The sequence below is a fragment of the Halomonas ventosae genome, assembly GCF_004361885.1.
Classification (GTDB): Bacteria; Pseudomonadota; Gammaproteobacteria; order Pseudomonadales; family Halomonadaceae; genus Halomonas; species Halomonas ventosae_C.
This window is the reverse complement of record NZ_SNWH01000013.1, coordinates 64,396-88,382: the sequence shown is the minus strand read 5'-3', so window position 1 is coordinate 88,382 and position 23,987 is coordinate 64,396. Positions and strand designations below refer to the sequence as shown.

The 23,987-nt window shown below is 61.6% G+C and carries 28 protein-coding genes and 1 pseudogene; 13 read left to right on the top strand and 16 right to left on the bottom strand.

Annotated elements, in window-relative coordinates; genetic code table 11:
- Window positions 1-137: 137 nt before the first annotated feature.
- On the bottom strand, window positions 138-449 hold the full coding sequence (locus tag DFO68_RS10915; RefSeq protein ID WP_133483696.1) for a hypothetical protein: 312 nt from the start codon (window positions 447-449) through the stop codon (window positions 138-140).
- A 183-nt stretch (window positions 450-632) separates the two neighbouring features.
- Here DFO68_RS10915 and DFO68_RS10910 point away from each other — a divergent pair, with 183 nt between their 5' ends.
- The 7 genes and pseudogenes from DFO68_RS10910 to DFO68_RS16065 all read left to right on the top strand — a co-directional run.
- On the top strand, window positions 633-1,292 hold the full coding sequence (locus DFO68_RS10910) for a DUF2201 family putative metallopeptidase (RefSeq protein ID WP_133483695.1): 660 nt from the start codon (window positions 633-635) through the stop codon (window positions 1,290-1,292).
- 62 nt (window positions 1,293-1,354) lie between these two features.
- Window positions 1,355-2,362, top strand: a complete 1,008-nt coding sequence (locus DFO68_RS10905) for a helix-turn-helix transcriptional regulator (protein WP_133483694.1) — start codon at window positions 1,355-1,357, stop codon at window positions 2,360-2,362.
- 201 nt (window positions 2,363-2,563) lie between these two features.
- Window positions 2,564-3,655 (top strand): toxin-antitoxin system YwqK family antitoxin, encoded by a 1,092-nt coding sequence (locus DFO68_RS10900; RefSeq protein WP_133483693.1) that lies wholly within the window; start codon window positions 2,564-2,566, stop codon window positions 3,653-3,655.
- Between the two features lie 19 nt (window positions 3,656-3,674).
- Window positions 3,675-5,426, top strand: coding sequence for a hypothetical protein (locus tag DFO68_RS10895; RefSeq protein ID WP_133483692.1), 1,752 nt, complete (start codon window positions 3,675-3,677; stop codon window positions 5,424-5,426).
- Window positions 5,426-6,151, top strand: coding sequence for an OmpA family protein (locus DFO68_RS10890; protein ID WP_208107408.1), 726 nt, complete (start codon window positions 5,426-5,428; stop codon window positions 6,149-6,151). Before DFO68_RS10895 ends, DFO68_RS10890 begins: the two co-directional genes overlap by 1 nt.
- Window positions 6,148-7,311 (top strand): HNH endonuclease, encoded by a 1,164-nt coding sequence (locus DFO68_RS10885; protein ID WP_133483691.1) that lies wholly within the window; start codon window positions 6,148-6,150, stop codon window positions 7,309-7,311. The genes DFO68_RS10890 and DFO68_RS10885 overlap by 4 nt, the downstream gene beginning before the upstream one ends.
- Before the next feature lie 345 nt (window positions 7,312-7,656).
- Window positions 7,657-7,779 (top strand): annotated as a pseudogene (locus DFO68_RS16065) (IS110 family transposase); the annotation flags it as partial.
- On the opposite strand, the gene DFO68_RS10875 reads toward DFO68_RS16065, so the two are convergent.
- Window positions 7,760-8,077: a type II toxin-antitoxin system RelE/ParE family toxin gene (locus DFO68_RS10875; protein WP_133483690.1), complete on the bottom strand. Its 318-nt coding sequence runs from the start codon at window positions 8,075-8,077 to the stop codon at window positions 7,760-7,762. The pseudogene DFO68_RS16065 and the gene DFO68_RS10875 sit on opposite strands and share 20 nt — an antisense overlap.
- Entirely contained in the window at window positions 8,078-8,347 is a 270-nt protein-coding gene (locus DFO68_RS10870) for a type II toxin-antitoxin system Phd/YefM family antitoxin (protein ID WP_133483689.1), read from the bottom strand.
- Between the two features lie 176 nt (window positions 8,348-8,523).
- Between DFO68_RS10870 and DFO68_RS10865 the strand changes: the two genes are divergently transcribed.
- Window positions 8,524-8,901 carry a hypothetical protein gene (locus tag DFO68_RS10865; RefSeq protein WP_133483688.1) on the top strand — a complete coding sequence of 126 codons (378 nt, stop codon included), beginning with the start codon at window positions 8,524-8,526 and terminating at the stop codon, window positions 8,899-8,901.
- A 146-nt stretch (window positions 8,902-9,047) separates the two neighbouring features.
- Here the strand turns inward: DFO68_RS10865 and DFO68_RS10860 are convergent, their stop codons facing one another.
- Together DFO68_RS10860 and DFO68_RS10855 are read right to left on the bottom strand one after the other, a co-directional pair.
- The gene (locus tag DFO68_RS10860) at window positions 9,048-9,488 is read right to left on the bottom strand and encodes a DUF4113 domain-containing protein (RefSeq protein WP_133483687.1); all 441 of its coding nucleotides are present in this window, start codon (window positions 9,486-9,488) and stop codon (window positions 9,048-9,050) included.
- Window positions 9,489-9,499: 11 nt separating this feature from the next.
- Window positions 9,500-10,699: an MFS transporter gene (locus DFO68_RS10855; RefSeq protein ID WP_133483686.1), complete on the bottom strand. Its 1,200-nt coding sequence runs from the start codon at window positions 10,697-10,699 to the stop codon at window positions 9,500-9,502.
- Between the two features lie 296 nt (window positions 10,700-10,995).
- On the opposite strand from DFO68_RS10855, the gene gmk reads away from it, so the two are divergent.
- From gmk to thpR, 5 genes are all read left to right on the top strand, one after another.
- Window positions 10,996-11,610, top strand: a complete 615-nt coding sequence (gene gmk / locus DFO68_RS10850) for a guanylate kinase (RefSeq protein WP_133483685.1) — start codon at window positions 10,996-10,998, stop codon at window positions 11,608-11,610.
- A gap of 175 nt (window positions 11,611-11,785) precedes the next feature.
- Entirely contained in the window at window positions 11,786-12,049 is a 264-nt protein-coding gene (rpoZ, locus tag DFO68_RS10845) for a DNA-directed RNA polymerase subunit omega (RefSeq protein WP_133483684.1), read from the top strand.
- Window positions 12,050-12,112: 63 nt separating this feature from the next.
- Entirely contained in the window at window positions 12,113-14,248 is a 2,136-nt protein-coding gene (locus DFO68_RS10840; protein ID WP_133483683.1) for a RelA/SpoT family protein, read from the top strand.
- A gap of 85 nt (window positions 14,249-14,333) precedes the next feature.
- Window positions 14,334-14,723, top strand: a complete 390-nt coding sequence (locus DFO68_RS10835) for a RidA family protein (protein WP_133483682.1) — start codon at window positions 14,334-14,336, stop codon at window positions 14,721-14,723.
- A gap of 38 nt (window positions 14,724-14,761) precedes the next feature.
- Window positions 14,762-15,277 carry an RNA 2',3'-cyclic phosphodiesterase gene (gene thpR, locus DFO68_RS10830; RefSeq protein ID WP_133483681.1) on the top strand — a complete coding sequence of 172 codons (516 nt, stop codon included), beginning with the start codon at window positions 14,762-14,764 and terminating at the stop codon, window positions 15,275-15,277.
- 2 nt (window positions 15,278-15,279) lie between these two features.
- Here the strand turns inward: thpR and DFO68_RS10825 are convergent, their stop codons facing one another.
- Genes DFO68_RS10825 through phnF form a run of 11 tightly spaced genes read right to left on the bottom strand, consistent with a single transcriptional unit; the run spans window position 15,280 to window position 23,970 of the window.
- On the bottom strand, window positions 15,280-15,939 hold the full coding sequence (locus DFO68_RS10825) for a DapH/DapD/GlmU-related protein (protein ID WP_133483680.1): 660 nt from the start codon (window positions 15,937-15,939) through the stop codon (window positions 15,280-15,282).
- A gap of 26 nt (window positions 15,940-15,965) precedes the next feature.
- Window positions 15,966-16,721, bottom strand: a complete 756-nt coding sequence (gene phnP / locus DFO68_RS10820; RefSeq protein ID WP_133483679.1) for a phosphonate metabolism protein PhnP — start codon at window positions 16,719-16,721, stop codon at window positions 15,966-15,968.
- Window positions 16,718-17,269 carry a ribose 1,5-bisphosphokinase gene (phnN, locus tag DFO68_RS10815; protein WP_133483678.1) on the bottom strand — a complete coding sequence of 184 codons (552 nt, stop codon included), beginning with the start codon at window positions 17,267-17,269 and terminating at the stop codon, window positions 16,718-16,720. Before phnN ends, phnP begins: the two co-directional genes overlap by 4 nt.
- Before the next feature lie 25 nt (window positions 17,270-17,294).
- Window positions 17,295-18,443 carry an alpha-D-ribose 1-methylphosphonate 5-triphosphate diphosphatase gene (locus DFO68_RS10810; RefSeq protein WP_133483677.1) on the bottom strand — a complete coding sequence of 383 codons (1,149 nt, stop codon included), beginning with the start codon at window positions 18,441-18,443 and terminating at the stop codon, window positions 17,295-17,297.
- On the bottom strand, window positions 18,443-19,204 hold the full coding sequence (gene phnL, locus DFO68_RS10805; RefSeq protein WP_133483676.1) for a phosphonate C-P lyase system protein PhnL: 762 nt from the start codon (window positions 19,202-19,204) through the stop codon (window positions 18,443-18,445). The genes DFO68_RS10810 and phnL overlap by 1 nt, the downstream gene beginning before the upstream one ends.
- Before the next feature lie 14 nt (window positions 19,205-19,218).
- A complete protein-coding gene (locus tag DFO68_RS10800) occupies window positions 19,219-20,109 on the bottom strand; it encodes a phosphonate C-P lyase system protein PhnK (protein WP_133483675.1) in 891 nt (296 codons plus the stop codon).
- Window positions 20,106-20,939, bottom strand: coding sequence for an alpha-D-ribose 1-methylphosphonate 5-phosphate C-P-lyase PhnJ (locus DFO68_RS10795; RefSeq protein WP_133483674.1), 834 nt, complete (start codon window positions 20,937-20,939; stop codon window positions 20,106-20,108). Before DFO68_RS10795 ends, DFO68_RS10800 begins: the two co-directional genes overlap by 4 nt.
- A gap of 1 nt (window position 20,940) precedes the next feature.
- A complete protein-coding gene (locus DFO68_RS10790; protein ID WP_133483673.1) occupies window positions 20,941-22,065 on the bottom strand; it encodes a carbon-phosphorus lyase complex subunit PhnI in 1,125 nt (374 codons plus the stop codon).
- Window positions 22,065-22,736 (bottom strand): phosphonate C-P lyase system protein PhnH, encoded by a 672-nt coding sequence (gene phnH, locus DFO68_RS10785; protein ID WP_243726486.1) that lies wholly within the window; start codon window positions 22,734-22,736, stop codon window positions 22,065-22,067. Before phnH ends, DFO68_RS10790 begins: the two co-directional genes overlap by 1 nt.
- A gap of 2 nt (window positions 22,737-22,738) precedes the next feature.
- Window positions 22,739-23,179: a phosphonate C-P lyase system protein PhnG gene (gene phnG / locus DFO68_RS10780; protein WP_133483672.1), complete on the bottom strand. Its 441-nt coding sequence runs from the start codon at window positions 23,177-23,179 to the stop codon at window positions 22,739-22,741.
- The gene (gene phnF, locus DFO68_RS10775; protein ID WP_166637554.1) at window positions 23,176-23,970 is read right to left on the bottom strand and encodes a phosphonate metabolism transcriptional regulator PhnF; all 795 of its coding nucleotides are present in this window, start codon (window positions 23,968-23,970) and stop codon (window positions 23,176-23,178) included. Before phnF ends, phnG begins: the two co-directional genes overlap by 4 nt.
- Window positions 23,971-23,987 lie beyond the last annotated feature (17 nt).

Below are 23,987 nucleotides of genomic sequence, written 5' to 3'. Positions count from 1 at the left end.
GTGGGTGTTGCGTTTCTGATTGGACATCATCGATCCCTTCGAAATCGGCCAGGCGATAGCTTAAACCAGTGTCTGGATTTCAGGGTCCACTATAGTGTTGGTGAAGCGCTGGATCAGATCAGATTGGGTCAGATTCTTCAGGTCCCCTTGAGCAACAGGTGCTCACGGTTGAGGGCCAGCGCCGGCAGCTCGCCCTGCCACTCGCGGTTATCGGGAAACACCAGCACAGGGGCGATGGGCAGCGTGATACCGGGGATCACCTTGTCCATGGCCTGCAGCAGGCTGCCAGTCTGTTTCTTGAGCTGGTCAAGCGGCGTGGTGGAGAGCCCATGCATCACCTTGAGGCCCGGAAACGCCATGTCGCGAAGCTGGCGGTATACCTTGGCCTCGGCACGCGACGGCAGCGCATCGAGTTTGGCCTCACTGAGCCGCGGATAGATCTCAGCCATCCCACCTCCCTATCTGCCGGCATGGTCGGACATCTCCAGATAAGATTCCAGCGTAACCAAATGCCCACCTACCAACCAGACAAACAGCCGCGGTGGAAGAGAACGCGCCAACTGCTAGCGACACGGGATGTCGTTGTGTGATGCCAGACTTTCCAGGCATTCATGGAAACGGCGGAGGTCAGCATGGGCAGTGAACGAGAGGGTTTCTCGGGAGAGGGACGGCCAATCTGTCATGAGGCTGCCGCGAGGGGAGTTGAAGTCGAGGAACAGCAAGCTGCCCTCTGGCAGGCCGACCGGGCCGCATGGGCCCGCGACCAGCCTGTCACCGCGAGGCTGGCTTCGCACCTGTCGCTGGCTACGGTCAGTGGTGCTCACCTGCCCACCGCGACCACCGATGGACGCCACCTGCTGTTCAATGCGGCCTGGAGTGCCGGGCTGGATACCCGGACCCGCCGCTTTCTGCAGGCGCATCTGGTTTGGCACTGTGTCGCGGGGCATTTGCACGCGCCGCGAGACTGGGAGAGGCGTCGCTGGCACCTGGCCTGCGATCACAAGGTCAATGCGTTGCTGTTATTGCTGGGCATCCCCCTACCTGACGATGCGGTGCTCTTCCCTGCCTGCATCGGTCAATCTCTGCCCGCGGTGTATGACTGGCTCGGCCATTTTCCCGGGCTGGAGAGCGAGAGGAGCCTGGACATGGCGCCGATTACCTGGACCTCCCACCTCAGTGACGACACGCTCCTGCGCTGGTGGCAAGAGAAGGCCCAGGAGGTCGCCAAGCGGTATCTGGGCACACCGTACCTATCTGGTCATGTGGCGGCCTTCTTGGTGACACGGCAGTGAACAAGGTGGCCAAATTATCGGCTATGGTGAACGGGCCCTCGAAGCGCCGACAAGGACGTCCCATGGCCGAGATTCGCGAGACCCTCTTTCGCTACCTGACGATGCTGCAGCTGATCCCGCGCCACCCAGGGCGCATCGCCACCCCGGTGCTGCAGGAGAAGCTTCGCGAGCGTGGCTTCCAGATCGACAACCGCTCCCTGCAGCGTGACCTGCGCGACAAGATCGCCCTGCACTTCCCGCTGGGCTGCGACGATAGCCAGAAGCCCTACCGCTGGTACTTCGATCGCGACTTCCACTGCAACCTGCCGGCACTGGATGTCCCCAGTGCGCTGACGCTGGTGCTGGCCGAGGAGTACCTGAAGGGGTTGTTGCCACCGGTGGTGGTGGGTCAGCTGACCCCCCAGTTCACCGACGCCCGACGGCTGCTCGACGATCTGGAGAGCAATGACCTGAGCCAATGGGCCAAGCGCGTGCGGGCCATTCCCAACGGCAAGGCGCTGATCCCCGCCCCGCTGGAGGAGAGCACCTGGCAGGCGGTAACCCAGGCACTCCTGGAACAGAAGGCGCTGGACGTGAAGTATCTCTCGCGCAGCACAGAGGAGGAAAAGGCCTTCACCCTGCACCCCCAGGGGCTGGTCAGCCGCCACAGCGTCACCTACCTGCTGGCCACGGTGAACGACTACACCGACATCCGTCAGTTCGCCCTGCACCGGATTCGTGAACCACGAATCAGTGAAAAATCCTGGCGGGAAGTCGAGGACTTCGACCTGGACGGCTACATTCGCAGCGGTGCCTTCGGTTACCTGCAGAGCGACGAAGATGTGACATTGGTCGCCAATGTGCACCCTCAGGTGGGCTGGCTGCTCGACGAGACACCGCTCTCCGCACAGCAGACCCTTTCGCCGCTACCGGAAAGCGAGTGGCAACGTCTCGAGGCAGTGGTACCCGACGACCAGCAGACGCTGTGGTGGCTGCTGGGAATGGGGGCCAATGTGGAAGTGCTCGAGCCGCAGGCATGGAGAGAGGACATCATCGCCACCGCCAGGGAGATTCTCGCGCGGGCCGAATAATGCCAACCAATACGCCTGTCTATCGTCAATGAATACCTTTCTTTTGGCCTCTTGCACTTGATCGTTAAAACCTCCAAAATTCATCCAGCAGTGAGGTCATCAGCATAGAGATTTTATTAAACAAATCACCAACTCGGGGATATACTATCAAAACACTTTTTCCAAGGAAGCTACATGTCATTTTTTAGGAACATCAAGAGAATGACAGTAGCAACAGCCAAAGCTATCAACAATGGCGTCGAGCTGCTGGATGAGCTTGCAGAGGGAGCACAAAAAAGCTCAGAACTACTCCTCATAAAAACTAAAGCCTCAGGACTGGATAAAGAAATCCATCATCTGATTAACAACTCTGCAAATCCAAAAGAAATCCAAGAAAAAAGACAGGATCTATCAGAAAAATACGATGAACTCATAAATAAAACCTTAGACTCTGAGCGAGATGACTACGTAAGTAAAAATAAGTCGCTACAAAGCGACATGATACTTTCATCCATCAGTGAAATGGAGAAAAGCGTAGAAACCAAGGAGCAAGCTCTTTCTATTCATAACTTTGAATTGGCAATCACCGAGATACTCAAGCTTGAAAATATAAAAGCAGACCTTGAGCATCTGCTAAGAATTACTCAATCAAGTCAATATAATGTCGCCCACCAAAAAGCACAGGATAAATTAAACAGCATTACTATATTAATAGCTGATCTCCAGGAAAAAAGGCACGAAGAAAACTCCAGCCTATATCTCTCCGGAGATAGGAAATCCAGGACAAGGCTTTATGATGGAAAAAACCATGGCCTGTCCGAATTCTGGTATGAGGATGGCACAAAGGAAAAAGAAATTTCATTTTCCCATGGCATATTATGCGGCATGTCAAGGTACTGGAGAAACGATGGAACGATCTTGTCAGAAATATCGAACCAACCTATAAACAGTTCATTCACTCATTCCGTTTTTTCCAGGAACGGTACAAAAATCTTGGAAGGCTCACAAAAAGATAAAAAGGGGTATATCGATATCTGGCTTTGGGATGGGAGCTTTGTTTGCAGAGCAAATATGAATAATTGCAAAGTCAGCAGAACTTCTTTCTTATTAAAGGCAGTCATGCGTAAAAATGTTTGGGCAAATCTGTATAGAGCAAGAAAGCCTGGCTCACAACAGGAATTGTTTAATGACATGACAGAAACAATGGAAAGCCACACGAAGTTCTCCTATGAAATGGCAAACTATCTGACACGTGGAAAGGCCTTTCACAAAGGTTACAAAAACGACGATGCAACACGGGAAATGGCCCACTAAGTCAAAAGGGAACTGAGGCATGGAATTTTTTACGGCACTCGCGCGCGGTCCTAGCGGCTTGGAAACCTACCTCGGCGGCGCCGATGCCGGCGCGGTCACCAGTGTATTTTTCGGCCTGATCGCTGGTTTCTTCATCATTGCGCTGTTCTGCTACAAGGCGGACAAGCTCAGGAGCCTGACCCACTATACCCCCAATCTGCTCACCTCGTTAGGTATGTTGGGTACCTTTATCGGCATCGTCATAGGGCTATTGCACTTCGACCCGGAAAATATCGACGGGAGCATCAGCCTGCTGCTCGGCGGCCTGCAGACAGCTTTCATGACAAGCCTCTTCGGCATGGCCTTGACCATAATCTACAAGATCATTACTGGCCTGCCCTGGCTGCAGCCGAAAGCAAATTTTGCCAGCGGCCCGGATGAAATTGGCCCGGAACATATCCACCAGCTGCTACGCGAACAGAACGACAATCTCGCCAGCCTGCATCAAGCGATTGCCGGTGATGATAGTGATACGCTGACAGGACAGATTCGCCTGCTGCGCCAGCATCAAGACGACAACCACAAGGCCCTTGCCAAAGAAGCCGGTCGCCAGGCCGAGGCCGCCGAATCGCTTAGTAAACATGCAGAAGCCCAGCGCGAACGCTTCGATGCTTTCGCTCGTGAACTTTCGACCCAAATGCAAGACTTCGCGGAAATGATGTCGAAGTCCGCCACCGAACAGGTGATCAATGCCCTCAAGGAGGTCATCCAAGACTTCAATAACCAGCTGACCGAGCAGTTCGGCGAGAACTTCAAGGCACTGGATGCCTCGGTTAAGTCGCTGGTCGAGTGGCAGGAGAACTATCGCCAACAGCTTGGCGAGATGCGCGACCAGTACGCCCAAGGCGTCACCGCCATTACACAGACAGAAGCCAGCGTGGCGGCCATCAACGATAAAGCTTCGGCAATTCCGGAGACCATGAGCGGACTCGAAACCCTACTCACCGCTACTCAGCGCCAACTGGATGACCTCGAATCGCACCTAGGCGCCTTCCAGGACATGCGTGATCGCGCTGTGGAGGCCGTACCGGAGATCCGCCGTCAGGTCGAGGAAACCGTCTCCGAAATCACTCAGGCCGCCCAGAGTGCCGCCCAGGATCTGGTGACAGGCAGTGCCAGAATGAAGGATGAACTGATCCAGGGTAGTGCGCACATCAACAAGGAAATGATCGAAGGGGCCAGCGGCCTCAACGATCGCTACAACCGCGTGCATGAATCCCTGCAGGGCACCTCGGACCAGCTCTCAGCCCAGTCCGAGAAGATTGCCCAGAGCCTCGAGGACGCTTATAAGGACTTGAATGCCCGCATCTCGGACATGACCACCCATCTTACCACTAATAGTGAGAAGCTCACCCAAACTCTGAGCGAAGCAGGAGAGGAGACCCAAAACCAGCTGCGTCAGGCTCATGGTCAGTCCCGTGAGCTGCTTGAGAGCGTTCAGAGCCAGCATCGCCAAGCATTGGAAACGGCCAGCGCACAATACCAGCGCGACCTAAGCGCAGCACAGCAACAGCTCAATGGAGTGCTCGAGAAGATCGTGCAGGAAACCGGCAAGTCTGTCGGCGATCAGGTGAATGCCCTTGACAAAAGTATGCAGGAAGAGCTCTCCCGCGCTCTAACTCAGATGGGCAACCAGTTGGCCCAGATTACCGGACGCTTTACCCAGGATTATGAGCAGCTCACTAAAGAGATGCATAAGGTAGTGCAATCTGCCAATAACGGGTCGTACTAATGAGCCGCTTGAACGCTATTTTCGGTCGTGGCAGCTCGGCGGGTAATGAGGAAGAGTACCACTGGCTAAGCGTCTCGGACCTGATGGCCGGCCTGATGATGGTATTCCTGTTGATCTCGATTGCCTTGATGCGTCATGCCCTGGAAGAACGAGATCGTGTCACTCAGGTAGCCGAGGCCTATCAGGAAACCCAAGTGGCTATCTATCAAGCCTTGATGGATGAGTTCGCCGATGACCTCGAAACCTGGGAGGCTGAAATTAATGCCGATACCCTGGCTCTCACCTTCGAATCACCAGAGGTACTCTTTGCCACCGGTTCTGCTCAGCTCCGCTCGCGTTTCGAGAGCATCCTGAGCGACTTCTATCCTCGTTATCTCGAAGTGCTAGTGCCCTTTCGGAAGTCCATTGATGAGATCCGTATTGAGGGCCACACCTCTAGCCGCTGGAATAGCAGTGTAGGTGAGGACGAGGCTTATTTCCTCAACATGCAGCTTTCCCAAGACAGAACTCGCTCAGTACTGAACTATCTTTTCCGTCTCCCGGAAACCCAATCGCAGAAAGACTGGGTGAAACAGACGACCGCCGCAGTGGGCTTCTCTTCCTCACACTTGGTGCTGAACAATGCCGGACATGAAGACCATGAACGCTCGCGCCGGGTCAGCTTTCGCATCCTGACCAATGCCGAAAGCCAGATCCGCGAAATTCTCTCCGAGGCGGGTTCATGAAGCTCCAGATTGACTTAAGCGCTCTGAGTGCAGCGGTCAGTCGCATGGGGCTACCGCTGCCTGTCGTTTTTGACCTCAAGAACCCGTTGCTACCTCACGACCCAGAGAGGCCTCACTCCGGAGACTCACCCGTAATTGAACCAGGTGGCGAGGAGATCACCTGGAAGGTGTTCAACGAGGTCAAAAAGACGGGCAATCTGCTGGAATACAAGGGCCAGCAGATTCTTCTGTATATGCCAGGTCACCCTCAGAACCGCTTCGAAGAAGCGCAGGTCGATCCTCTGAATGGAAACAGGGTGCATATTTCCTTCTGTCGTCACTTGGAGGAAATGAAACGAACCGGCAACTTTCAGCGCTATATTGCCACACAGGACCAAGACGGAGAGTTTCGCATTTACTCTCGCCAAAAGCCATCGCATGAGGTCAATGTATGCCTTCGCGTCTGCATGCTCTGTCTGACCAAGCTCAACTACAAGGGATATAGCAAGCCCGGCAACAAAGCCGTGTTTACTTATTTCTCGTTTCGAGAATTCTTTCAGCACTACGAATCCTTCTTCAGCGAGCACCCGGCCCCAGAACCACGATCCCACGAGGAAAAGGGCTATACCCAAGACTGGCCAGAGGTATCAAAGGCTTACAGAGCCTCAAAAGACTACATCTGTGAAAGCTGCGACGTGACACTCAAACGCCATCGCCATCTGCTGCACACCCACCACGTCAACGGAGTGCGCAACGACAACGCCGAAGGTAATCTCAAGGCGCTCTGTGCAGATTGCCACAGCAAGCAACCCGGCCATGACCACATGGTGGTTACCCGTGATAACCGCTACACCATTACCCACCTGCGCCGCGAGCAGGAGTGCGCGGATACTGCCGACTGGCAACAGGTTTTCGACTTGGCCGACCCTGGCCTCAATGGCCTGCTGCACCATCTCAAGACGCTCAAGGCGCCATTACCGGAAGTGGGTCTGGAGATCCAGGATGCACGTGATGCTATTGTCGCCAACTTGGAACTGGCATGGCCCGGGAGGCGTGTGGGCGTCGCGATTGGTCCCGAAGATGCAGAACAGGCCCGTGAACAGGGCTGGCGTGTCTTCAGCGTAGCCCAGTGCCTGGATAGCCCGGAGAAGCTGAAACGTCAGATCCTGCCGCCCGCATGAGTCACCCGTCCGTCCTTGTGACATGGCCCTTACAAGGCGTCGAACGAGTTCAGCCATGACACAATCCTGGCCAAGCCCTTGATCACATAATCAGTAAGTAATGGGATGGAGTCCTCCCCACCCTACATCGGCGTCGTTGCGCCACACTGGTGGGTGAGAACATCGCTTACCAGCCTGAGGATGAGGAGAACTCCCCATGAACTTGACCGTGTCGGTGTCGATATCGCAAAGTCCATTTTTCATGTTCACAACGTCGGCCGTCATGATCAGGTGAAGTGGCGCGGCAAGTACCGCCGTGACAAGTGGCTGGACGCGATCGCCAACCGTGTCCCTATCAGTGCCGAGATCGCCATGGAAGCCTGTGCCTCATCGCACCATTGGGCGCGTACGCTGCAGGCGCGTGGCTATCACATCAAGCTGATCGCGGCCCAGTTCGTGAAGCCCTATGTCAAGAGCAACAAGAATGACCGGTTTCGTTTTCTGGTAATTCGAGCAGCCTCTCACTCCGCCAGACTCGTATGAGTACAACCTCTTTAGACTGCCTCAGGTAGACAACCCGAAATGGCGCGTGTATCAATTCGCGAATATGATCAAGGTTAAATTCAGGAACAGCTCGGCCAGCATCAGGGTGAATTTTCAGCATTCCACAGTGCTCCAGAATAGCAGCCACGAAATCATCACCGATATGTGGCACATCCTGCTCTCTGTAATACTCCTGAATAGCCTGTAAGTCCTCAAGAGCGGACTGTGCGATGCGTAATTCCATTTACTTGATGCCCAACATTTTCTTGGCGTCCTCCAGCGATACTGTGTTGGCCTCGCGAACATCCATAAGCCCCTGCGCCACCGCCTTTACAAACCGCAATTCCTCTGCGGTTCTCTCATAATCCTCGAGCCCCTGAACAACAGCTATGCCACGGCCACGACTGGTAAGCAGGATTGGGCGATGCGTATCCTGCGCTCGACCAACCACCTTTCCGGGATTGATCTTCAGGTCTGATAGAGGAATGACATCCTCGGAAAATTTCACTTGCATAGTGATGACCTAGTCAACGATTTGGTGCTATTAATAGCACCAGTTAACAGGTGCGGTCAAGAAACATAACGCTCGCGCTGAGGGGCCGGGCAAGCCGCGCAGCGGGTAGGCCTGTCCCTCTCGAGCGCATTGTTGGGCATCCCACGCACCTAGTAACCAAGTGCCATGTGACGAGCTTGCAGATAGCAGCAGGCGCAGAGAATTTTGGCTCCGAGGTGCTCGGCAGCCTCGCCCTCCCACTCGAACCCGCAGTGCTCGTAACGTTCGTGACACCCCGAACACCAAGCGTCAGGGTATTCTTGACCAGAATCGGCGGGCCAATGGAACCCGACAGGTCGGCCGGTAACAAGGCTTTGGACGATGTGCTGACAGACGAAGGTCTCTGGCTGTGGACCATGCTTCTCGCATTGGATCATGTGATCGTCGCTCATTGTGCTGCCCAACAGATATTAAGCGGCACGTTCTATGACTGGATGAACGTGCCGGTACTTTTCCTGGAAAATGCTGCTTGCCAAAGCTATTGCAAGCTCTTGATTCTCCGTGACTTTAATTGAGATTAGGCTACGTATCCAAAATTCGTGCGCCTGCATTTTCCGGAACGGCCGCTCTGAATCGATAGCTGTCATTGGCCATTCCCTTGTTCTCCCTTGGTCGCCTATCACATGGCCTTCCTCACTAACCGGATGACTACCATTCGCCCTCACGATTTCACACTGACCAACTCTTCCCACCGCGTCGTGTACCTGGGAGTGTGCCGCTGGCATCGCAGCGCCCAGGCATTGCCCTGGCTTGGCAAGCCTAGCCTGACGGCATCGCGGCCCAGTTCGCGGTTGAGCTTGTCCAGTGTGGTCATCAGCCGTTGGCTGCGCTGCCGTTCGGCCTCGCTTTGCGGGGTCTCGTCGAGGGAGAGCTGGCGGTTGGCGTCGGCGGTGAGGTCGAGCAGCATCACGCCGGCCTTGTGGTAGCGGTAGCCTGCAAGGAAGATCGCCTCGAGACCCCGGGCCGCGGCCTGAGCAATGTCGCGGGTGTCGTCGGTGGGCCGTGCCAGCGGCACCACCACGCTGTTGCGGTATTGCGGCTGGTCGAGCTGGAAGCGGTTGGTGTTGACGAACACCATCAGATTAGCCAAGGGATAGGGCATGGGCTGAGACGCTACTTCAAAATGCGCAAAATCCGCAGAAGGCTCACAAGCGAGACGCCCGCCAGCAGGGCGACGGCGCCGGCGAAGGCCATGCCGGCGGTCGCCAGGCCGAAGGCGCGGGCCGCCAGCCCGATGCCCACCACCGGAATCGACAGGGCCAGGTAGGCGACGATGAAGAAGGTCGCGGTGACGCTGCCTCGCTGATTGGCGGGGCTGACCTGCACGACGGCTCCCAGGCCGGCACGAAAGGCCATGCCCTGGCCGAGACCGCCGATCAGCGCGCCAAGCATGAAGAGCGCCAGGCACGCCATCCCGATGCCGACACCCACCAGCGAGGCACCAAGGATCACCCCGACGCAACCCAGCGGCAGCCGCCAGGAGGCCGGGAAGCGCTCTTGCAGGAGCTGCCCGAGGGTCGAAGCGAAGAACACCGAGCCTGCCACCAGCCCGGCAAGCGCCAGGTTGTCGTGGCCGAGCACGCCGATCATGAAGGCCGGCGCGGTGGCGGAGAAGAAGCCCAGCAGGGCAAAGCCCGCAAAGCCGGCGATCGCCGCCGGCAGGAAGATCGCGCGAACCTCCTGTGGCACCTGCAGCCGCTGCAACCGGAGGCTCGGCCGCGCCGGCCGAATTACGGTCTCCGGCGCCTTGAGCACCATCAGCATCGCGAGCGCGGCCAGCACCAGATGCACCCCGTAGGCCAGGTGCAGCGGCCAGGGCAGGGTCTTGACCAAAAGGCCGGCGAGGATCGGCCCCAGCCCCAGGCCGCCCATATTGACCGCGGTGGCCACGAAGGCCGCGCGTCGCGGCCAGGCCGAGGGGGCCAGCTCCATCACCGCCACCGTGGCGGTCGCGGTGAAGATACCGGCGGACACCCCCGAGACGAAGCGACCGACCAGCAGGCTCGATAGGCCGTCGCTGGACAGGAAGATCAGGTCGCTGATCACTGCCGCCGCCAGCCCGGCGCCCAGCATCGGGCGACGCCCGAGCTGATCCGACCAGCGCCCGGTGGCCACCAGGGCCCCCATGACTCCCAGTGCATAGAAGGCGAAGATCACCGTGATGGTCAGCTGGGAGAAACCGAAGCGCGCCTGATAGACCGGGTACAGGGGTGTGGGCAGGGTGGTGCCCAGCATGGTGATCAGAAAGGTCAGTGCTATCCCCAGGAAAGGCAGCGCCGATTCCGGGGCGCGGCGATCGCCGGCAGTGGTCATGGTCTCTCCTTGAATGAACAGCATCGCCGTCGCTTCAGGCAGGCAGCGGCGCCACGCGTCCCCGCCAGCGCGATGAGGATAAGGAAGATCGACAGGCCAGCACTGCCAACGGGCGATGCGAAAACGGGCGATGCGAAAAAGAAGCGCCATTATTCCAGAGTCCGGCCGGCAATGCGCGGATCGTTGCTAGCGGGTCAAACGACGGCTGGGGTGGCTACAGTCGCACCATCATTGTGTGCGATACTCCATCCCTTCCAGCCCACCACTCCGTGTTTCACCGCAAGGGACCACCGCTCATGGCCCAAGGTACGCTGTTCATCGTTTCCGCTCCCTCCGGCGCCGGCAAGACCAGCCTAGTGCGCGAGTTGATCGAAAGCCTCGACGGCATCCAGGTCTCGGTGTCTCACACCACCCGCGAGCGCCGCGCGGGCGAGGTGGACGGCGTCAACTATCACTTCGTGGACGTGCCGGCCTTCGAGGCGATGATCGAGCACGGCGAGTTCTTCGAGTACGCTCGTGTCTTTGACAACTACTACGGCACCTCGCGTCACAACGTGGAGGCGATGCTCGCCGCCGGCCAGGACGTGATCCTCGAGATCGACTGGCAGGGCGCCCGCCAGGTTCGCCAGCAGCTGCCCGAGGCAGTCTCGGTGTTCATCCTGCCGCCCTCCCGTGAGGAACTGGAACGCCGGCTGGCCAGCCGCGGCACCGACGAGCACGCGGTGATCGCCCGGCGCATGCGCGATGCGGTGGACGAGATCTCCCACCATGACGAGTACGACTACCTGGTGATCAATGACGACTTCACCACTGCCCTGCGCGAGCTGCAGTCGCTGGTCATCGCCCGTCGTCTAACCCGCGAGAAGGTATGCGAGCACCACGCCCCACTGCTCGCCGCGCTGCTATCCTAAAAGCAGCAGCGCCACTCGTCGCGGTGCCGCCATGGTGCCCGAGCCGTCCCCACAGCGCTTGTCAAGGCAAGCAGGCGTCGAGTAATCTATCCGGTCTACCCATCGGTGGAATTCCCGGGGCGTTCCCACGCCAGCCGGGATTTTGACCCGTCAGCACTATTTCAGGAAGGCATCCATGGCACGTGTCACCGTCGAAGATTGTCTGGAAAACGTCGAAAATCGCTTCAAGCTGGTGATGATCTCCTCTCACCGTGCCCGCCAGCTGGCGCGCGGCTCGCGCGACGCCCTCTTGCCCTGGGAAAATGACAAGCCCACCGTCATGGCCCTGCGCGAGATCGCCGAGGGGCTGATCGATGCCAGCGTTCTCGACGAGCCCATCGAGGCGGCGCCGGTGCGTGTGCGGCCGGAGTTCGAGCCGGGTAGCCTCGTCGAGGAGTGAGCCTGCCCCTCCCGGCGCAGGAACGCTTCCCCCAAGGCCATCACGCAGCAGTCAGGGCGCCGCATGTTCACCATCGATGACCTGGCCGACCGACTCGGCGGCTACCTCCCTCAGGACGAGATCCGCCAGGTCAAGCGTGCCTTCTACTATGCCGAACAAGCCCACGACGGCCAGCGCCGCCGTTCCGGCGAACCCTACGTCACGCATCCCTTGGCCGTGGCCAACATCCTGGCCAACATGCACATGGACCATCAAAGCCTGATGGCCGCCATGCTGCACGATGTCATCGAGGATACCGGCGTCTCCAAGCAGGCGCTGGGCGACCAGTTCGGCAAGCCGGTCGCCGAGCTGGTCGACGGTGTCTCGAAGCTGACTCAGATCACCTTCGAGGACAAGGCGGTCGCCCAGGCCGAGAATTTCCAGAAGATGGTGCTCGCGATGTCCCGCGACATCCGCGTAATCATCGTCAAGCTGGCCGACCGGCTGCACAACATGCGCACCCTGGGCGCCCTGCGTCCCGAGAAGAAGCGCCGCATCGCCCGCGAGACCCTGGAGATCTACGCCCGTATCGCCAGCCGGCTGGGCATCAACACCATCCGCGTGGAGCTCGAGGATCTCTCCTTTCAGGCGCTCTACCCGATGCGCGCCGAGCGCATCAAGCGCGCCGTCTCCAGTGCCCGGGGCCACCGCCGCTCGACGATCCGCCAACTCCAGACCAGCCTGCAGCAGAGCCTCGACGACGAGGGCCTGCCGGGCACGGTAATCGGCCGCCAAAAGCACCTGCTGTCGATCTACCGCAAGATGCGCGACCAGCAGAAGTCCTTCGCCGAGATCATGGACGTGTTCGGCTTTCGCATCATCACCGAGGACGTCGACAGCTGCTACCGCATCCTGGGCGTGGTGCATAATCTCTACAAGCCGGTGCCGGGGCGCTTCAAGGACTACATCGCCATCCCCAAGGCCAACGGCTACCAGAGCCTGCACACCACCCTCTTCGGCCGCGGCGGCATGCCCATCGAAGTGCAGATCCGCACCCGCGAGATGGAGGCCCTAGCCAATAACGGCATCGCCGCCCACTGGCTCTACAAGGCCGGCCAGACCGAGCACCCCATCGCCCAGGGCAGCCATGCCCGGGCCCGCGCATGGGTCAAGGGCCTGCTGGAGATGCAGCGCCATGCCGGGGATTCGCTGGAATTCATCGAACACGTCAAGAACGACCTCTTCCCCGATGATATCTACGTCTTCACGCCCAAGGGCGACATCATGGAGCTGCCCCAGGGCGCCACGGTAATCGACTTCGCCTACAGCGTGCATACCGATATCGGCAACAGCTGCATCGCCTGTCGCATCGATCGCCACCTGGCCCCGCTCTCCACCCGCCTGGAGAGCGGCCAAACCCTGGAGATCATCACCGCCCCCGGGGCGCGGCCCAACCTGGCCTGGCTCAACTTCGTGATCACCGCCAAGGCGCGTTCGGCGATCCGCCACGCCCTCAAGCACCAGCAGCACACCGAGGCGGTGCAACTCGGCCGTCGCCTGCTCAACAAGGCCCTGGCAAGCTTCGATACCAGCCTGGAGGAGTTGCCTGAGGGGCTGCTCGACGGTCTGCTCAAGGAGCATTCGCTGAAGAGCGAGGAGAGTCTGCTGGAGTCCATCGGCTTGGGAACCCGGCTCGCCCATGTGCTGGCTCGTCGGCTGGTCGACCTGCAGCAGGGCAAGACCGGCTCGCCCGTACAGTATCCACCGCACGCCCATAGGCCGATCGTGATCAGCGGTGCCGAGGGCATGGTGATCAAGTTCGCGCGCTGCTGCCGTCCACTGCCCGGCGATCCGGTGGTCGGCCACCTTTCGGCGGGCAAAGGCCTCGTGGTCCACCGCGCCGAATGCAAGAACCTTGCCGAGCTCAGGAACGACCCGGACAAGCTGTTCGCCCTGGAGTGGGCTGACGATATCGACGAGGACTTCCCCGCCGCTCTGCGCCTGGAGATGGAGAGCCGCCGCGGCCTGGTGGCGGAACTCGCCGCCCTGGTCACCGACGCAGGCGCCAACATCGAGCGCATCGGCATCGAGGAGCGCGATGCGCGCCTGACGATCGTCAACCTCACTCTCGCGGTGCGCAACCGCGTGCATTTGGCGCGCATCATCAAGCGCCTGCGCAATCTCGCCCATGTAGGCCGAATCACTCGGCTAGGCAACTGAGAGCACTCCACCCGCCTGTCGCATGGGGCGGCGGGCGGGACGACGTTTTCCCATTTCACGACGCTGCACTGCCAGGAGAATCACCATGAGCAACAAGGCCATGATCAACACCGACCAGGCACCCGATGCCATCGGCCCCTACTCCCAGGCCATCAAGGCCGGCAACACCATCTACCTCTCCGGCCAGATCCCGCTGGACCCGGCCACCATGGCGCTCGTCTCCGAGGACGTCGAGGCCCAGGCGCGCCAGGTCTTCACCAACCTCAAGGCAGTCTGCGAAGAGGCCGCCGGCACCCTGCAGGACGTGGTCAAGCTCAACCTCTACCTGGTCGATCTGGAGCACTTCGCCGTGGTCAACAAGGTGATGGAGGAGTTCTTCGAGACGCCCTACCCGGCCCGCGCCGCCATCGGCGTCAAGGCGCTGCCCAAGGGCGCGCAATTCGAGGCGGAGGGGATCATGGTCATCGGCGATTGAGCCTGACCTCACGCCACGAATCAGCGATCGGATCACCGATGAGAAGACTCTTCTTCGCCCTGTGGCCCGACGACGCTACTCGCCAAGCCCTCGCCGCCGAGGCAGCGCGCCTGGCCCCGCTCTGTGGCGGTTATCCGCTCCCTGCAAAGAACCTGCATATCACGCTGGCCTTTCTGGGCGATGTGGACGAAGCCCGAATCGAAGCCCTCGTGGCCCTCGCACAGCGCTGGCCAGCGCTTCAGGGCGAGTGGACGCTGGATCGACTAGGGCATTTCCCCCGACCGCGCATCGTCTGGGTCGGCGGCCAGACGCCGAATGACACACTATTGACGCTCGATACCAGGCTCTGGCAAGCGCTGTCCCGTCACGGCTTCACTGCGCCTGAGCGCGACTTTATCCCACACGTCAGCCTGGTACGTCAGGCTGACCGCGCGGCACCGCAATCACGGCTACCCACCCCGATCCTCTGGCGCTTCGACCATCTCGCCCTGGTGGAATCACAGCTTGCCAATGACGGGCCATGCTATCGAACACTGGCCGACAACACCGGCTGAGGTCATGGTCCCAGACGCGACTCGCGCTCGGCGACCTCAAGGAACGCCCCGGTATCACCCTGAAACAGCACCAGCATGCGGGCCAGCCGCTCGTGGGACCACTCCCACCAGGCCAGCGCCTCGAGGCGCGCCACGGTCTCGGGGTCTGCAAAGCGTGACCTTAGTGCGCGGGCCGGATTACCGACAACGATGGTATACGCCGCGACATCCCGGGTGACGACACTGCCGGCACCGACGATGGCGCCGTTGCCGATGATGACGCCGGGCAGCACGATGGCGCCGTGGCCGATCCAGACATCGTGACCGATCACGACACGGTCCTCGGCCCGCCAGGCGAAGATCCGGTCGTCGACGCTCTGGTCGCTGTCGGCGAAGCCGAACTTGCCGGGGCGGTAGCTGAAGTGGTGCAGCGTCGGCCGCCACCAGGGATGATTGCTGGGATTGATGCGCACGCTTGAGGCAATCGACGTGAAGCGGCCAACTTCTGTAAACATCAGATCGCTATCACGCTCGACATAGCTGTAATCGCCGAGCATGACGTGATTGAAGACGCAGCGATCGCCCACCTCGGTCCAGGCGCCCAGCTGGCTCTCGTGGATCTTCGCCGTGGGCGCTATGGTGGGGGCATCACTCAGACGACGGGAAGCGGGTTGTGAAGCCATACGTTGTCCTCGGAATGCGCTGTTTTTCAAAAAAGTATCTCTCTACCATCGGTGGCCAATTCCACGCCCCCCGGCAGGATTCGCGACGTCGCCATGAAGTCGGCATCCAGTTCGTGGCTGATGTGCGTCAGCCAGGCGCGTGAAGGGCCTAAACGCTCGATGATCTCCAGCGCCATGGCGAGGTTGTTGTGGTTGCGGGGCGCGAGGAGCGAATCTGGATGGGTCGCATCGACCACCATGCCGTGCGGGCGCCACTCGGCCAGAAAGCGTTCGGTGGCCGCGGGCAGGCCGACCGTGTCGCAGAGCCAAGCGATGCGATGGGCACCATCGTCCAGAGCGTAACCCAGCGTTGGTTTGCTGTGATTGAGCGGCAGCGGCGTCACCGTGAGACCGCCCAATGTGAGCGCTCGGAACGGCTTGAGGCCGGGCTGGAAAGCGAGGATGCCGGGATTCTTGTGCAGGTCGGCACAGCCCTGAGGATCTTTCGGGCCATAGACCGGAATCGATTCGCCCCGCCCCCAGCGCAGGTGCAGAAGCCCCTGGACGTGATCGGCGTGATAATGCGTCAGCACAATCGCCGCCGGACGCTGACGCTCGCAGCGCGCGGCCAGATCCATGCGGCCGGCATCGATCAGGATCAGCTCGCCATCGAGCTCGATCTCGCCACAACAGGGCTCGCGGCGGTGGCCGCTCAGCAGCCGGGCGCGCTGACACGCCGGGCAGTCACAACCGAAGCAGGGTACCTGACCGCTGTCGCCGGTGCCGGCGAAGCGCAACTTCATGACGTCTCATCCGGGCCGTGCGGCGAGTCAAGCCAGGCTTCGAGCGCCTTCACGCCATGCGCCAGCTCGCCGCCGTTGTCGATTCGCGCAATATCGCCCAGCGCATCCTCACCGCCGCCGCGCGCCAGCCGCGCCTCGATCTCGGCCGGCGTCTCGCGCCCGCGAGCGATCAGACGCCGGCGCAGCACCTCGACATCCGCCACGACCAGAACCGGCATCAGGGCCGCGCCGAAGCGTCGACGGGCGCGCTCCAGCGCTCGCCGGCTGCCGTTGAGCACCACCGTGTGCCCCGCCGCCAGCCACGCTTCGATCTCGATCCCGACGCCGTAGTCGAGCCCATGCGCGCTCCAAGATAGGCAGAACAGCCCCTGCTCCCGCCGCCAGTGAAATGCCTCGCGGGAGAGTTCGATGCAGTTCTCCGCCCCGCCGCTGGCGCGCGTGATGTAGCGATGCGCCACCAGCGCGTCCGGGCGCCGTCGTGCCAGCTCGCGCAGCAGGCTGTCCTTGCCGACGCCGCTGGCGCCCATGACGTAGATCAGACGCGACATCTCGGACCTCTCGAAAAATACGCCATCAATGGACCTGTCTACCCGCAGACCAAACTCTCTGCACCACCGGATGATCGTCGATCAATCGCACCCGCAACAGATCGGCACGGAGCCCCGGCGCCAGGCGCCCACGATCGGTCAGGCCTACCGCTTCGGCCGGTATGCGTGTCGCCGTGGCCACCGCCCGCGTCAGCGTGTAGCCGTTATCCATCGCCGCCACCCTGAACACCGCATCGAGCAGCGCCGCCGGATAGTAGTCCGACGACAGGATGTCCAGCACGCCCAGTTCAACCAGGTCAGCAGCGGCGATGTTGCCGGAGTGGGAACCGCCGCGCACCACATTGGGTGCGCCCATCATCACTGCCATGCCGACACGGTGAGAGGCCTGTGCCGCTTCACGAGTAGTGGGAAACTCAGCGACTCGAGTGCCGTACTTATGGCTTTCGACGACATGCTCCATGGTGGCGTCGTCGTGGCTAGCGATCGCCAGGCCGCGCTCCCGACAACGGGCTGCAATGGCACGGCGATGTTCGTCGCTGTAGCGCTGGCTGTTGTCGATCTGGGCTGCCATGAAGGCGTCCATCGAGGCGTCATCAAGACCGTACTTGCCTTGATAGTAGACGCGGTATGCCTCGAGGCTGGCGAACTGGCGCTGGCCGGGAGCGTGATCCATCAGCGAGACCAGCCCCAGCAGCGGCGACGACGACAGCGCCTCGAAGCGCGCCAGGGTGTTCGGATGGCTCACCTCGCAGCGCAGGTGCAGACGGTGATCGACTCGCGCCAGGCCGTCGTGAACGATCTGCGACACGGCATGGCACATTTTGTCCAGGGACTGGTGACGCATGCTCTGCTCGTCGATGTCTCCGATCGAGACCGCGTCGAACACGGTGGTAATGCCGCTGGCCGCCATCTGGGCGTCATGGGCCAGCGCCGCCTGACGCCCCGGCCATTCGACCTTGGGCCGCGGCTGGAAGTACTTCTCCATGTTGTCGGTGTGCAGCTCAACCAGCCCCGGCAACAGGATATCGCCCTCGCAGTCGATGGCGCCCAACGCCTGGCTGATCCCGTGATCGATGGCGGCGATGCGGCCATCGCGAATCACCAGGGTGCCGTCGATCACTTCATCGTCGAGCACCAGTCTGGCATGGGTCAGAATCTGTTCCTGTGCGCTCATCACAAGCTCTCCTGAACATTCTGGCCAGTGGGCAAACGGCCCAAGCTGCCATCCAGCGGCAGCAGTCGGTCGGCGACGCGCTGGCGCACGTCTTCGTCGTGAAAGATGCCGAGCATGGCGGTACCGCGCGCCTTGGCCTCGCCGATCAGGGCGATCACCACATCGCGATTGGCGGCGTCCAGCGACGCGGTGGGCTCGTCCAGCAGCAGCAGCGGATGTTCACCGATGAAGCCGCGGGCAATATTGACGCGTTGCTGCTCGCCACCGGAGAAGGTGCCAGGCGGCAGCCGCCATAGCCGCTCGGGCAGGTTGAGCCGGGCCAGCAGCATCTCGGCGCGTTGGCGGGCATCGTGTTCGTCGGCGCCACGCGCCAACAGCGGCTCCATCACCACATCGACGGCGGCGACCCGCGGCACCACGCGCAGGAACTGGCTGACATAGCCGATCACGTCGCGACGCAGGCCGTGCCAGGCGTAGGCCGGCAGTGTCTCAAGGTCGAGTTCGCCATCCTCGAAGTGCAGACGGATGTGGCCTCGGTCGATGCGATAGTCGCCGTGGAGCATCTTCAGCAGCGTGCTCTTGCCGATGCCGCTGCGCCCGGCCAGTACTAGACATTCGCCGGCATCCAGGGTCAGCGAGAGATCGCGCATCACGTCGATCTCGATCCCACCCTGGCCGTGCAGCAGAAAGCGTTTGTGAAGCCCATCCACCGTGAGGCGAGGCAGGGAGCGTGCGGGGGAAACGCCAGTCTCGAAACGCATGGGAATTGCTCTCCTCAAGGGGTCAGCACGGATGAAACCAGCAGCTGCGTATACGCATGCTGCGGATCGTCGAGAATCTGGTCGGTGAGGCCGGTCTCCACTACCCGACCGCCGCGCATCACCATCAGGCGGTGGGCGAGCAGTCGCGCCACGGCGAGGTCGTGCGTCACCAGTACCACCGACAGGCCGAGCTGACGCACCAGCGTGCGCAGCATGTCCAGCAAGCGCGCCTGAACCGAGACGTCGAGCCCGCCGGTGGGCTCATCCATGAATACCAGCCGTGGCCGGGTGACCAGCGTGCGGGCGATCTGCAGGCGCTGCTGCATGCCGCCCGAGAAGGTGCGCGGCGCATCGTCGATACGGCCGGGATCGAGCTCGACCTGGTGCATCCAGTCCTGGCCTGTCGCTCTGAGCCGACCGTAGTGGCGCTGGCCCTGGGCCATCAGCCGCTCACCGATGTTGGCGCCGGCGGAAACGCCCATGCGCAGACCATCGCGGGGATTCTGATGTACCAGCCCCCACTCGAGGCGCAGCAGTGCCCGGCGACGCGCCTCGCCGATGGCATAGAGATCGAGTTCGCTCTCTGCGTTTTCCTTCGGATCGCCGCCAACCTCGTTGTTGCCAGTGCCAGTTCGAGCGGCTTCGGGCTCGTGGAAATCGGTTCGAGCGACTTCGGGCTCGTTATAAGAACGGCGATAGATCACGCGCCCCGCATCCGGCGCTTCCAACCCGGCGAGCACGCGCAGCAGCGTCGACTTGCCGGAGCCGGATTCGCCGACGATGCCCAGCACCTCGCCGGCATGCAGTTGAAAATCGATCGCCTCACAACCCTTGGCCGGGCCGTAAAGGCGGGTAATGTCTTGCACGTCCAGCAGAACTGGACGCGCCAGTGTCGGCTTCTTCATGCCACGTCTCCTCGCCGGGTCCGGCAGTAGTCGGTGTCGGAGCAGACGAACATCCGGCCGCCCTTGTCATCGGTAATCACTTCATCGAGGTAGCTGTGATCGCTGCCGCACAGCGCGCAGATGTGCTCCCAGGTCTGGATCTCGAACGGGTGATCCTCGAAGTCGAGACTCTCGACACGGGTATGGGGCGGGATTGCATACAGCCGCTTCTCGCGGCCGGCGCCGAACAGCATCAGCGCCGGGTTGCCATCGAGCTTAGGGTTGTCGAACTTGGGGATCGGCGATGGATCCATCACGTAGCGGCCGTTCACCTTGACCGGGTAGGCATAGGTGGTAGCAATGTGCCCGTAGCAGGCGATGTCCTCGTAGAGCTTGACGTGCATCACCCCGTACTCCTCCAGGGCATGCATCAGCCTTGTCTCCTGCTCGCTGGGCTCGATGAAGCGCAGCGGCTCGGGGATCGGCACCTGGAACACCAGAATCTGGCCGGCACGCAGCGGCGTTTCGGGAATCCGATGGCGAGTCTGGATGACGTCCGCCACCGTGGTCACGGTGGTGGTCTTAACGCCGGCGACACGCTGGAAGAAGTGGCGAATGCTGACCGCGTTGGTGGTGTCGTCGGCGCCCTGATCGATCACCTTGAGAATGTCGTCGGCACCCAGAATACTCGCGGTAACCTGCACCCCGCCGGTGCCCCAGCCGTAAGGCATCGGCATCTCGCGGCCACCGAATGGCACCTGATAACCGGGAATCGCCACCGCCTTGAGCAGCGCGCGGCGGATCATGCGCTTGGTCTGTTCGTCGAGGTAGGCGAAGTTGTAACCGTCCACGTTAACGCTCCTCCTGTTGGGGCCCGGCCGTATCTCGGGCGCTGTCGAGTTCGGCCTGGCGGGTGGCGTGCTCGCGGCGCAGACGCCTGAGCAGATCGAGTTCGGACTGGAAGTCGACGTAGTGCGGCAGCTTGAGATGCGAGACGAAGCCGGAGGCGTCGACGCTGTCGGCGTGCGCCAGCACGAACTCTGCCTGCTGCGCGGGGCCGCTGATCGGCTCGCCCAGTTCCTCGGCGCGCAGTGCACGGTCGACCAGTGCCATGGCCATGGTCTTGCGCTCGTTGTGGCCAAAGGCGAGGCCGTAACCGCGCGTGAACTGCGGCGCGGCCTCGCGCGAGCCGCCGAACTGGTTGATCATCTGGCACTCGCTCAACGCGATCTCGCCGACGCAGATCGTCTCGTCCCATTCATCGACGTGGATCTCGACCTCCACTTGTCCCAGGCGAATCTCGCCGGCGAAGGGGTGGTTGCGGCCATAGCCGCGCTGGGTCGAGTAACCCAGCGCCAGCAGGTAGCCCTCGTCGCCGCGGGCCAACATCTGCAGTCGGGCGGCGCGTTCCATTGGATAATCGGGCGGATCGCGAGTGATATCCGAAGGCTCGCGGCCGTCGTCAACCTCCTGCTCGACCAGGCCTTCGTCGTTGAGCAGTTCGAGAATCGGTGGGCATGGCTCGGCGTCGGTCACGTCATCCCGGGTCTCGGCAGGCGGCACCTCGGCACCGGCCAGCTGGAGGAAATCGAGCAGACGGTGGGTGTAGTCGTAGGTCGGGCCCAGAATCTGGCCGCCGGGGATGTCCTTGTAGGTGGCACTGATGCGGCGTTCGATACGCATGTTGGCGGTGTCGAGCGGCTCGCTGACGGCGAGGCGCGGCAGCGTGGTGCGATAGGCGCGCAGCAGGAATACGGCTTCGGTGAGGTCGCCGCTGGCCTGCTTGAACGCCAGCGCGGCGAGTTCGGGATCATAAAGCGAGGCCTCGCTCATCACCCGGTCGACGGCCAGGCGCAGCTGATCGCCGATCTGGGCAACTTCGAGTTCTGGACGATCACGGTCGCCGCGGCGGCGGTCGGCCAGCCAGCGGTGGGCGTTGGCGATCGCCTGCTCGCCTCCCTTGACGGCTACGTACATCAGTTCATCTCCTGAGAATCGGTACGTGTGATGCAGGTGCTGCGGGGAATCGCCGCCAGCTGCGCGTCACAGCCAAGAATGGCGTCCAGCCCCCGAGGAAAGTGGGCCAGGTTGTCGGCCAGGCGGGTCATCAGCGCCCGGCAGCCGGGGGAATCGCCGATATCGAGGTCTCGTGATTCGGCGATGCCGGGGCCGCTTAGCCGCCAGCCGCTTTGCCCGTTGCGCTCGCCATTCGAATCATTTTCCAGGCGCTCGACGGCGACCAGCAGCGTGGTGGCGCGATCGGGGTAGCTGTCGCTGCCCAGCGCAAAGGGGGTCTGCGGATCGAAGGACTCGTGGGTCAGCAACGCGAAATCAGCACTCGCCGGGTCGTCGGTGATTCGCGCCCCGGTGTGAAAGGTCAGCGCCTTGCGCAAGGCCGGCGAGTCGAGATCGGCGGCGATCCACACGCGTGTCTCGAGATCACAGAGTGTCAGTACCACGCCCCACAGCGCCGCGCCGAGGGCTCGCTCGGGCGGTGCCGGCAGCGCCAGCGTGGTCAGCGTGCCGGGTTCGGAAAGCACGCCGAGAATCTGGCGAAACACGCGCTGACTGTCGTGGGCGGGATCGCTCAGCGCGGGCCAGGAGGCATTCATCGTCTCGCTGTTCTCCAGCGTAGCTATCTTGTCCATCGTCATTCCCCTCTCACCAGGGTGAAGAAGTCGACGCGGGTAGCGGCGGCGGTGGCAGCGTCACGGCGCTGGCGCTCGGCCAGCTCTGCGGCCAGCGGCGCGAGCACCCGCGTCTCGAGTGTCTCTTGCCATTCGGCAAGCTGGGCGACGGCATCGGCCAGTGCGATCAGCTCGGCGTGGCGATGATCCCGTCCGCACACCCAACCGTGGCCGAGGGTGCCGTCGTCGAGCACCACGCTGGCCCGGGTCAAGGTCATCTCGCCCAGGTGGAAGGCGTTGCCGGTACCCCCGGTGCGGCCCTTGAGCATCGCCATGCCGGTTTCCGGGCCGCGCACGCAGCGGTGGTCGGGCAACGCACCTAGTGCGCCCCAATGGGCCTCAATGTGCTGACGGGAGGAGAGCGCCAGCAATCGCTGCCGGGCTCCTCGAGAGGTGCGGCTCATGTGTCGTCCTCTTCGGAGGGAAGGAGATCGGAAGGATCGGTCGGGCCGGCGCCGTCGTGACGATGGCCAGCGGCTTCATCGAAATCGATGTGATAGGAGAGCCGGTCGGCACGCGCCCGACCCACGGAGACTTCCACCAGCACGCCGTCGACGTCGGTATTGTCGCTCGTCATCACCAGCAACGGCGCGTTGAGCGGACACTGCAGCCAGCGGGTATCGTCGCGATCGGCGCCGACGGCATCTATGCGAACCCTTCGACGTTGCAGACGCAAACCATAGTGCTGGCCGAGCAGCGCCCGGGTGGAGCCGCCGCGATAGCGCGCCAGCCAGCCCGGCACGCGCTCGGGATCGAACCAGTGACGCAGTCGCATCAGCGGCGCGTCGTCAACATAGCGCACGGTATCGACGCGCAGCAGCGGCTCACTGGCGGGTCGTCCGAAGCGCTGGGCAATGGCCTCGGGCGGCATCACGAACCCCTGTTCGAGACAGCAGGTATTCGCGGGGAGACCGAGACCGGCGAGATTCTGGGTCACCTTGCTGCCGGCGCTAACGGCGTAATCGAGTCGCCGATCGACGACCTGGGTGCCACGCCCCTGATGGCGTGTCACCAGGCCAGCGGCGACCAGTTCGTCCAGCGCCCGGCGCACGGTGTGGCGATTAACCGCGAAGCGCTTGGCCAACTGGGCTTCGGTCGGCAGCAGATCGCCGGGGCCGTAGTCGGCGCGGACCTCGCGAAGAAGCACTTCGGCCAGTTCGCGATAGCGCGGTAGCGAGAGAATTTGTCTAGACATCATCAGTCCCAAAAAAA

Excerpts from the sequence above, each read along its gene's own strand:
- phnF (WP_166637554.1), bottom strand. The coding sequence starts at position 23,970 with ATGTCTAGACAAATTCTCTCGCTACCGCGCTATCGCGAACTGGCCGAA.
- phnG (WP_133483672.1), bottom strand. The coding sequence starts at position 23,179 with ATGAGCCGCACCTCTCGAGGAGCCCGGCAGCGATTGCTGGCGCTCTCC.
- DFO68_RS10900 (WP_133483693.1), top strand. The coding sequence starts at position 2,564 with ATGACAGTAGCAACAGCCAAAGCTATCAACAATGGCGTCGAGCTGCTG.
- phnP (WP_133483679.1), bottom strand. The coding sequence starts at position 16,721 with ATGAAGTTGCGCTTCGCCGGCACCGGCGACAGCGGTCAGGTACCCTGC.
- rpoZ (WP_133483684.1), top strand. The coding sequence starts at position 11,786 with ATGGCACGTGTCACCGTCGAAGATTGTCTGGAAAACGTCGAAAATCGC.
- DFO68_RS10885 (WP_133483691.1), top strand. The coding sequence starts at position 6,148 with ATGAAGCTCCAGATTGACTTAAGCGCTCTGAGTGCAGCGGTCAGTCGC.
- thpR (WP_133483681.1), top strand. The coding sequence starts at position 14,762 with ATGAGAAGACTCTTCTTCGCCCTGTGGCCCGACGACGCTACTCGCCAA.
- DFO68_RS10790 (WP_133483673.1), bottom strand. The coding sequence starts at position 22,065 with ATGTACGTAGCCGTCAAGGGAGGCGAGCAGGCGATCGCCAACGCCCAC.
- DFO68_RS10825 (WP_133483680.1), bottom strand. The coding sequence starts at position 15,939 with ATGGCTTCACAACCCGCTTCCCGTCGTCTGAGTGATGCCCCCACCATA.
- phnN (WP_133483678.1), bottom strand. The coding sequence starts at position 17,269 with ATGTCGCGTCTGATCTACGTCATGGGCGCCAGCGGCGTCGGCAAGGAC.
- DFO68_RS10915 (WP_133483696.1), bottom strand. The coding sequence starts at position 449 with ATGGCTGAGATCTATCCGCGGCTCAGTGAGGCCAAACTCGATGCGCTG.
- DFO68_RS10870 (WP_133483689.1), bottom strand. The coding sequence starts at position 8,347 with ATGCAAGTGAAATTTTCCGAGGATGTCATTCCTCTATCAGACCTGAAG.
- DFO68_RS10905 (WP_133483694.1), top strand. The coding sequence starts at position 1,355 with ATGGCCGAGATTCGCGAGACCCTCTTTCGCTACCTGACGATGCTGCAG.
- DFO68_RS10810 (WP_133483677.1), bottom strand. The coding sequence starts at position 18,443 with ATGAGCGCACAGGAACAGATTCTGACCCATGCCAGACTGGTGCTCGAC.
- DFO68_RS10855 (WP_133483686.1), bottom strand. The coding sequence starts at position 10,699 with ATGACCACTGCCGGCGATCGCCGCGCCCCGGAATCGGCGCTGCCTTTC.
- phnL (WP_133483676.1), bottom strand. The coding sequence starts at position 19,204 with ATGCGTTTCGAGACTGGCGTTTCCCCCGCACGCTCCCTGCCTCGCCTC.
- DFO68_RS10910 (WP_133483695.1), top strand. The coding sequence starts at position 633 with ATGGGCAGTGAACGAGAGGGTTTCTCGGGAGAGGGACGGCCAATCTGT.
- phnH (WP_243726486.1), bottom strand. The coding sequence starts at position 22,736 with ATGGACAAGATAGCTACGCTGGAGAACAGCGAGACGATGAATGCCTCC.
- DFO68_RS10890 (WP_208107408.1), top strand. The coding sequence starts at position 5,426 with ATGAGCCGCTTGAACGCTATTTTCGGTCGTGGCAGCTCGGCGGGTAAT.
- DFO68_RS10860 (WP_133483687.1), bottom strand. The coding sequence starts at position 9,488 with ATGCCCTATCCCTTGGCTAATCTGATGGTGTTCGTCAACACCAACCGC.
- DFO68_RS10835 (WP_133483682.1), top strand. The coding sequence starts at position 14,334 with ATGAGCAACAAGGCCATGATCAACACCGACCAGGCACCCGATGCCATC.
- gmk (WP_133483685.1), top strand. The coding sequence starts at position 10,996 with ATGGCCCAAGGTACGCTGTTCATCGTTTCCGCTCCCTCCGGCGCCGGC.
- DFO68_RS10800 (WP_133483675.1), bottom strand. The coding sequence starts at position 20,109 with ATGAAGAAGCCGACACTGGCGCGTCCAGTTCTGCTGGACGTGCAAGAC.
- DFO68_RS10895 (WP_133483692.1), top strand. The coding sequence starts at position 3,675 with ATGGAATTTTTTACGGCACTCGCGCGCGGTCCTAGCGGCTTGGAAACC.
- DFO68_RS10875 (WP_133483690.1), bottom strand. The coding sequence starts at position 8,077 with ATGGAATTACGCATCGCACAGTCCGCTCTTGAGGACTTACAGGCTATT.
- DFO68_RS10840 (WP_133483683.1), top strand. The coding sequence starts at position 12,113 with ATGTTCACCATCGATGACCTGGCCGACCGACTCGGCGGCTACCTCCCT.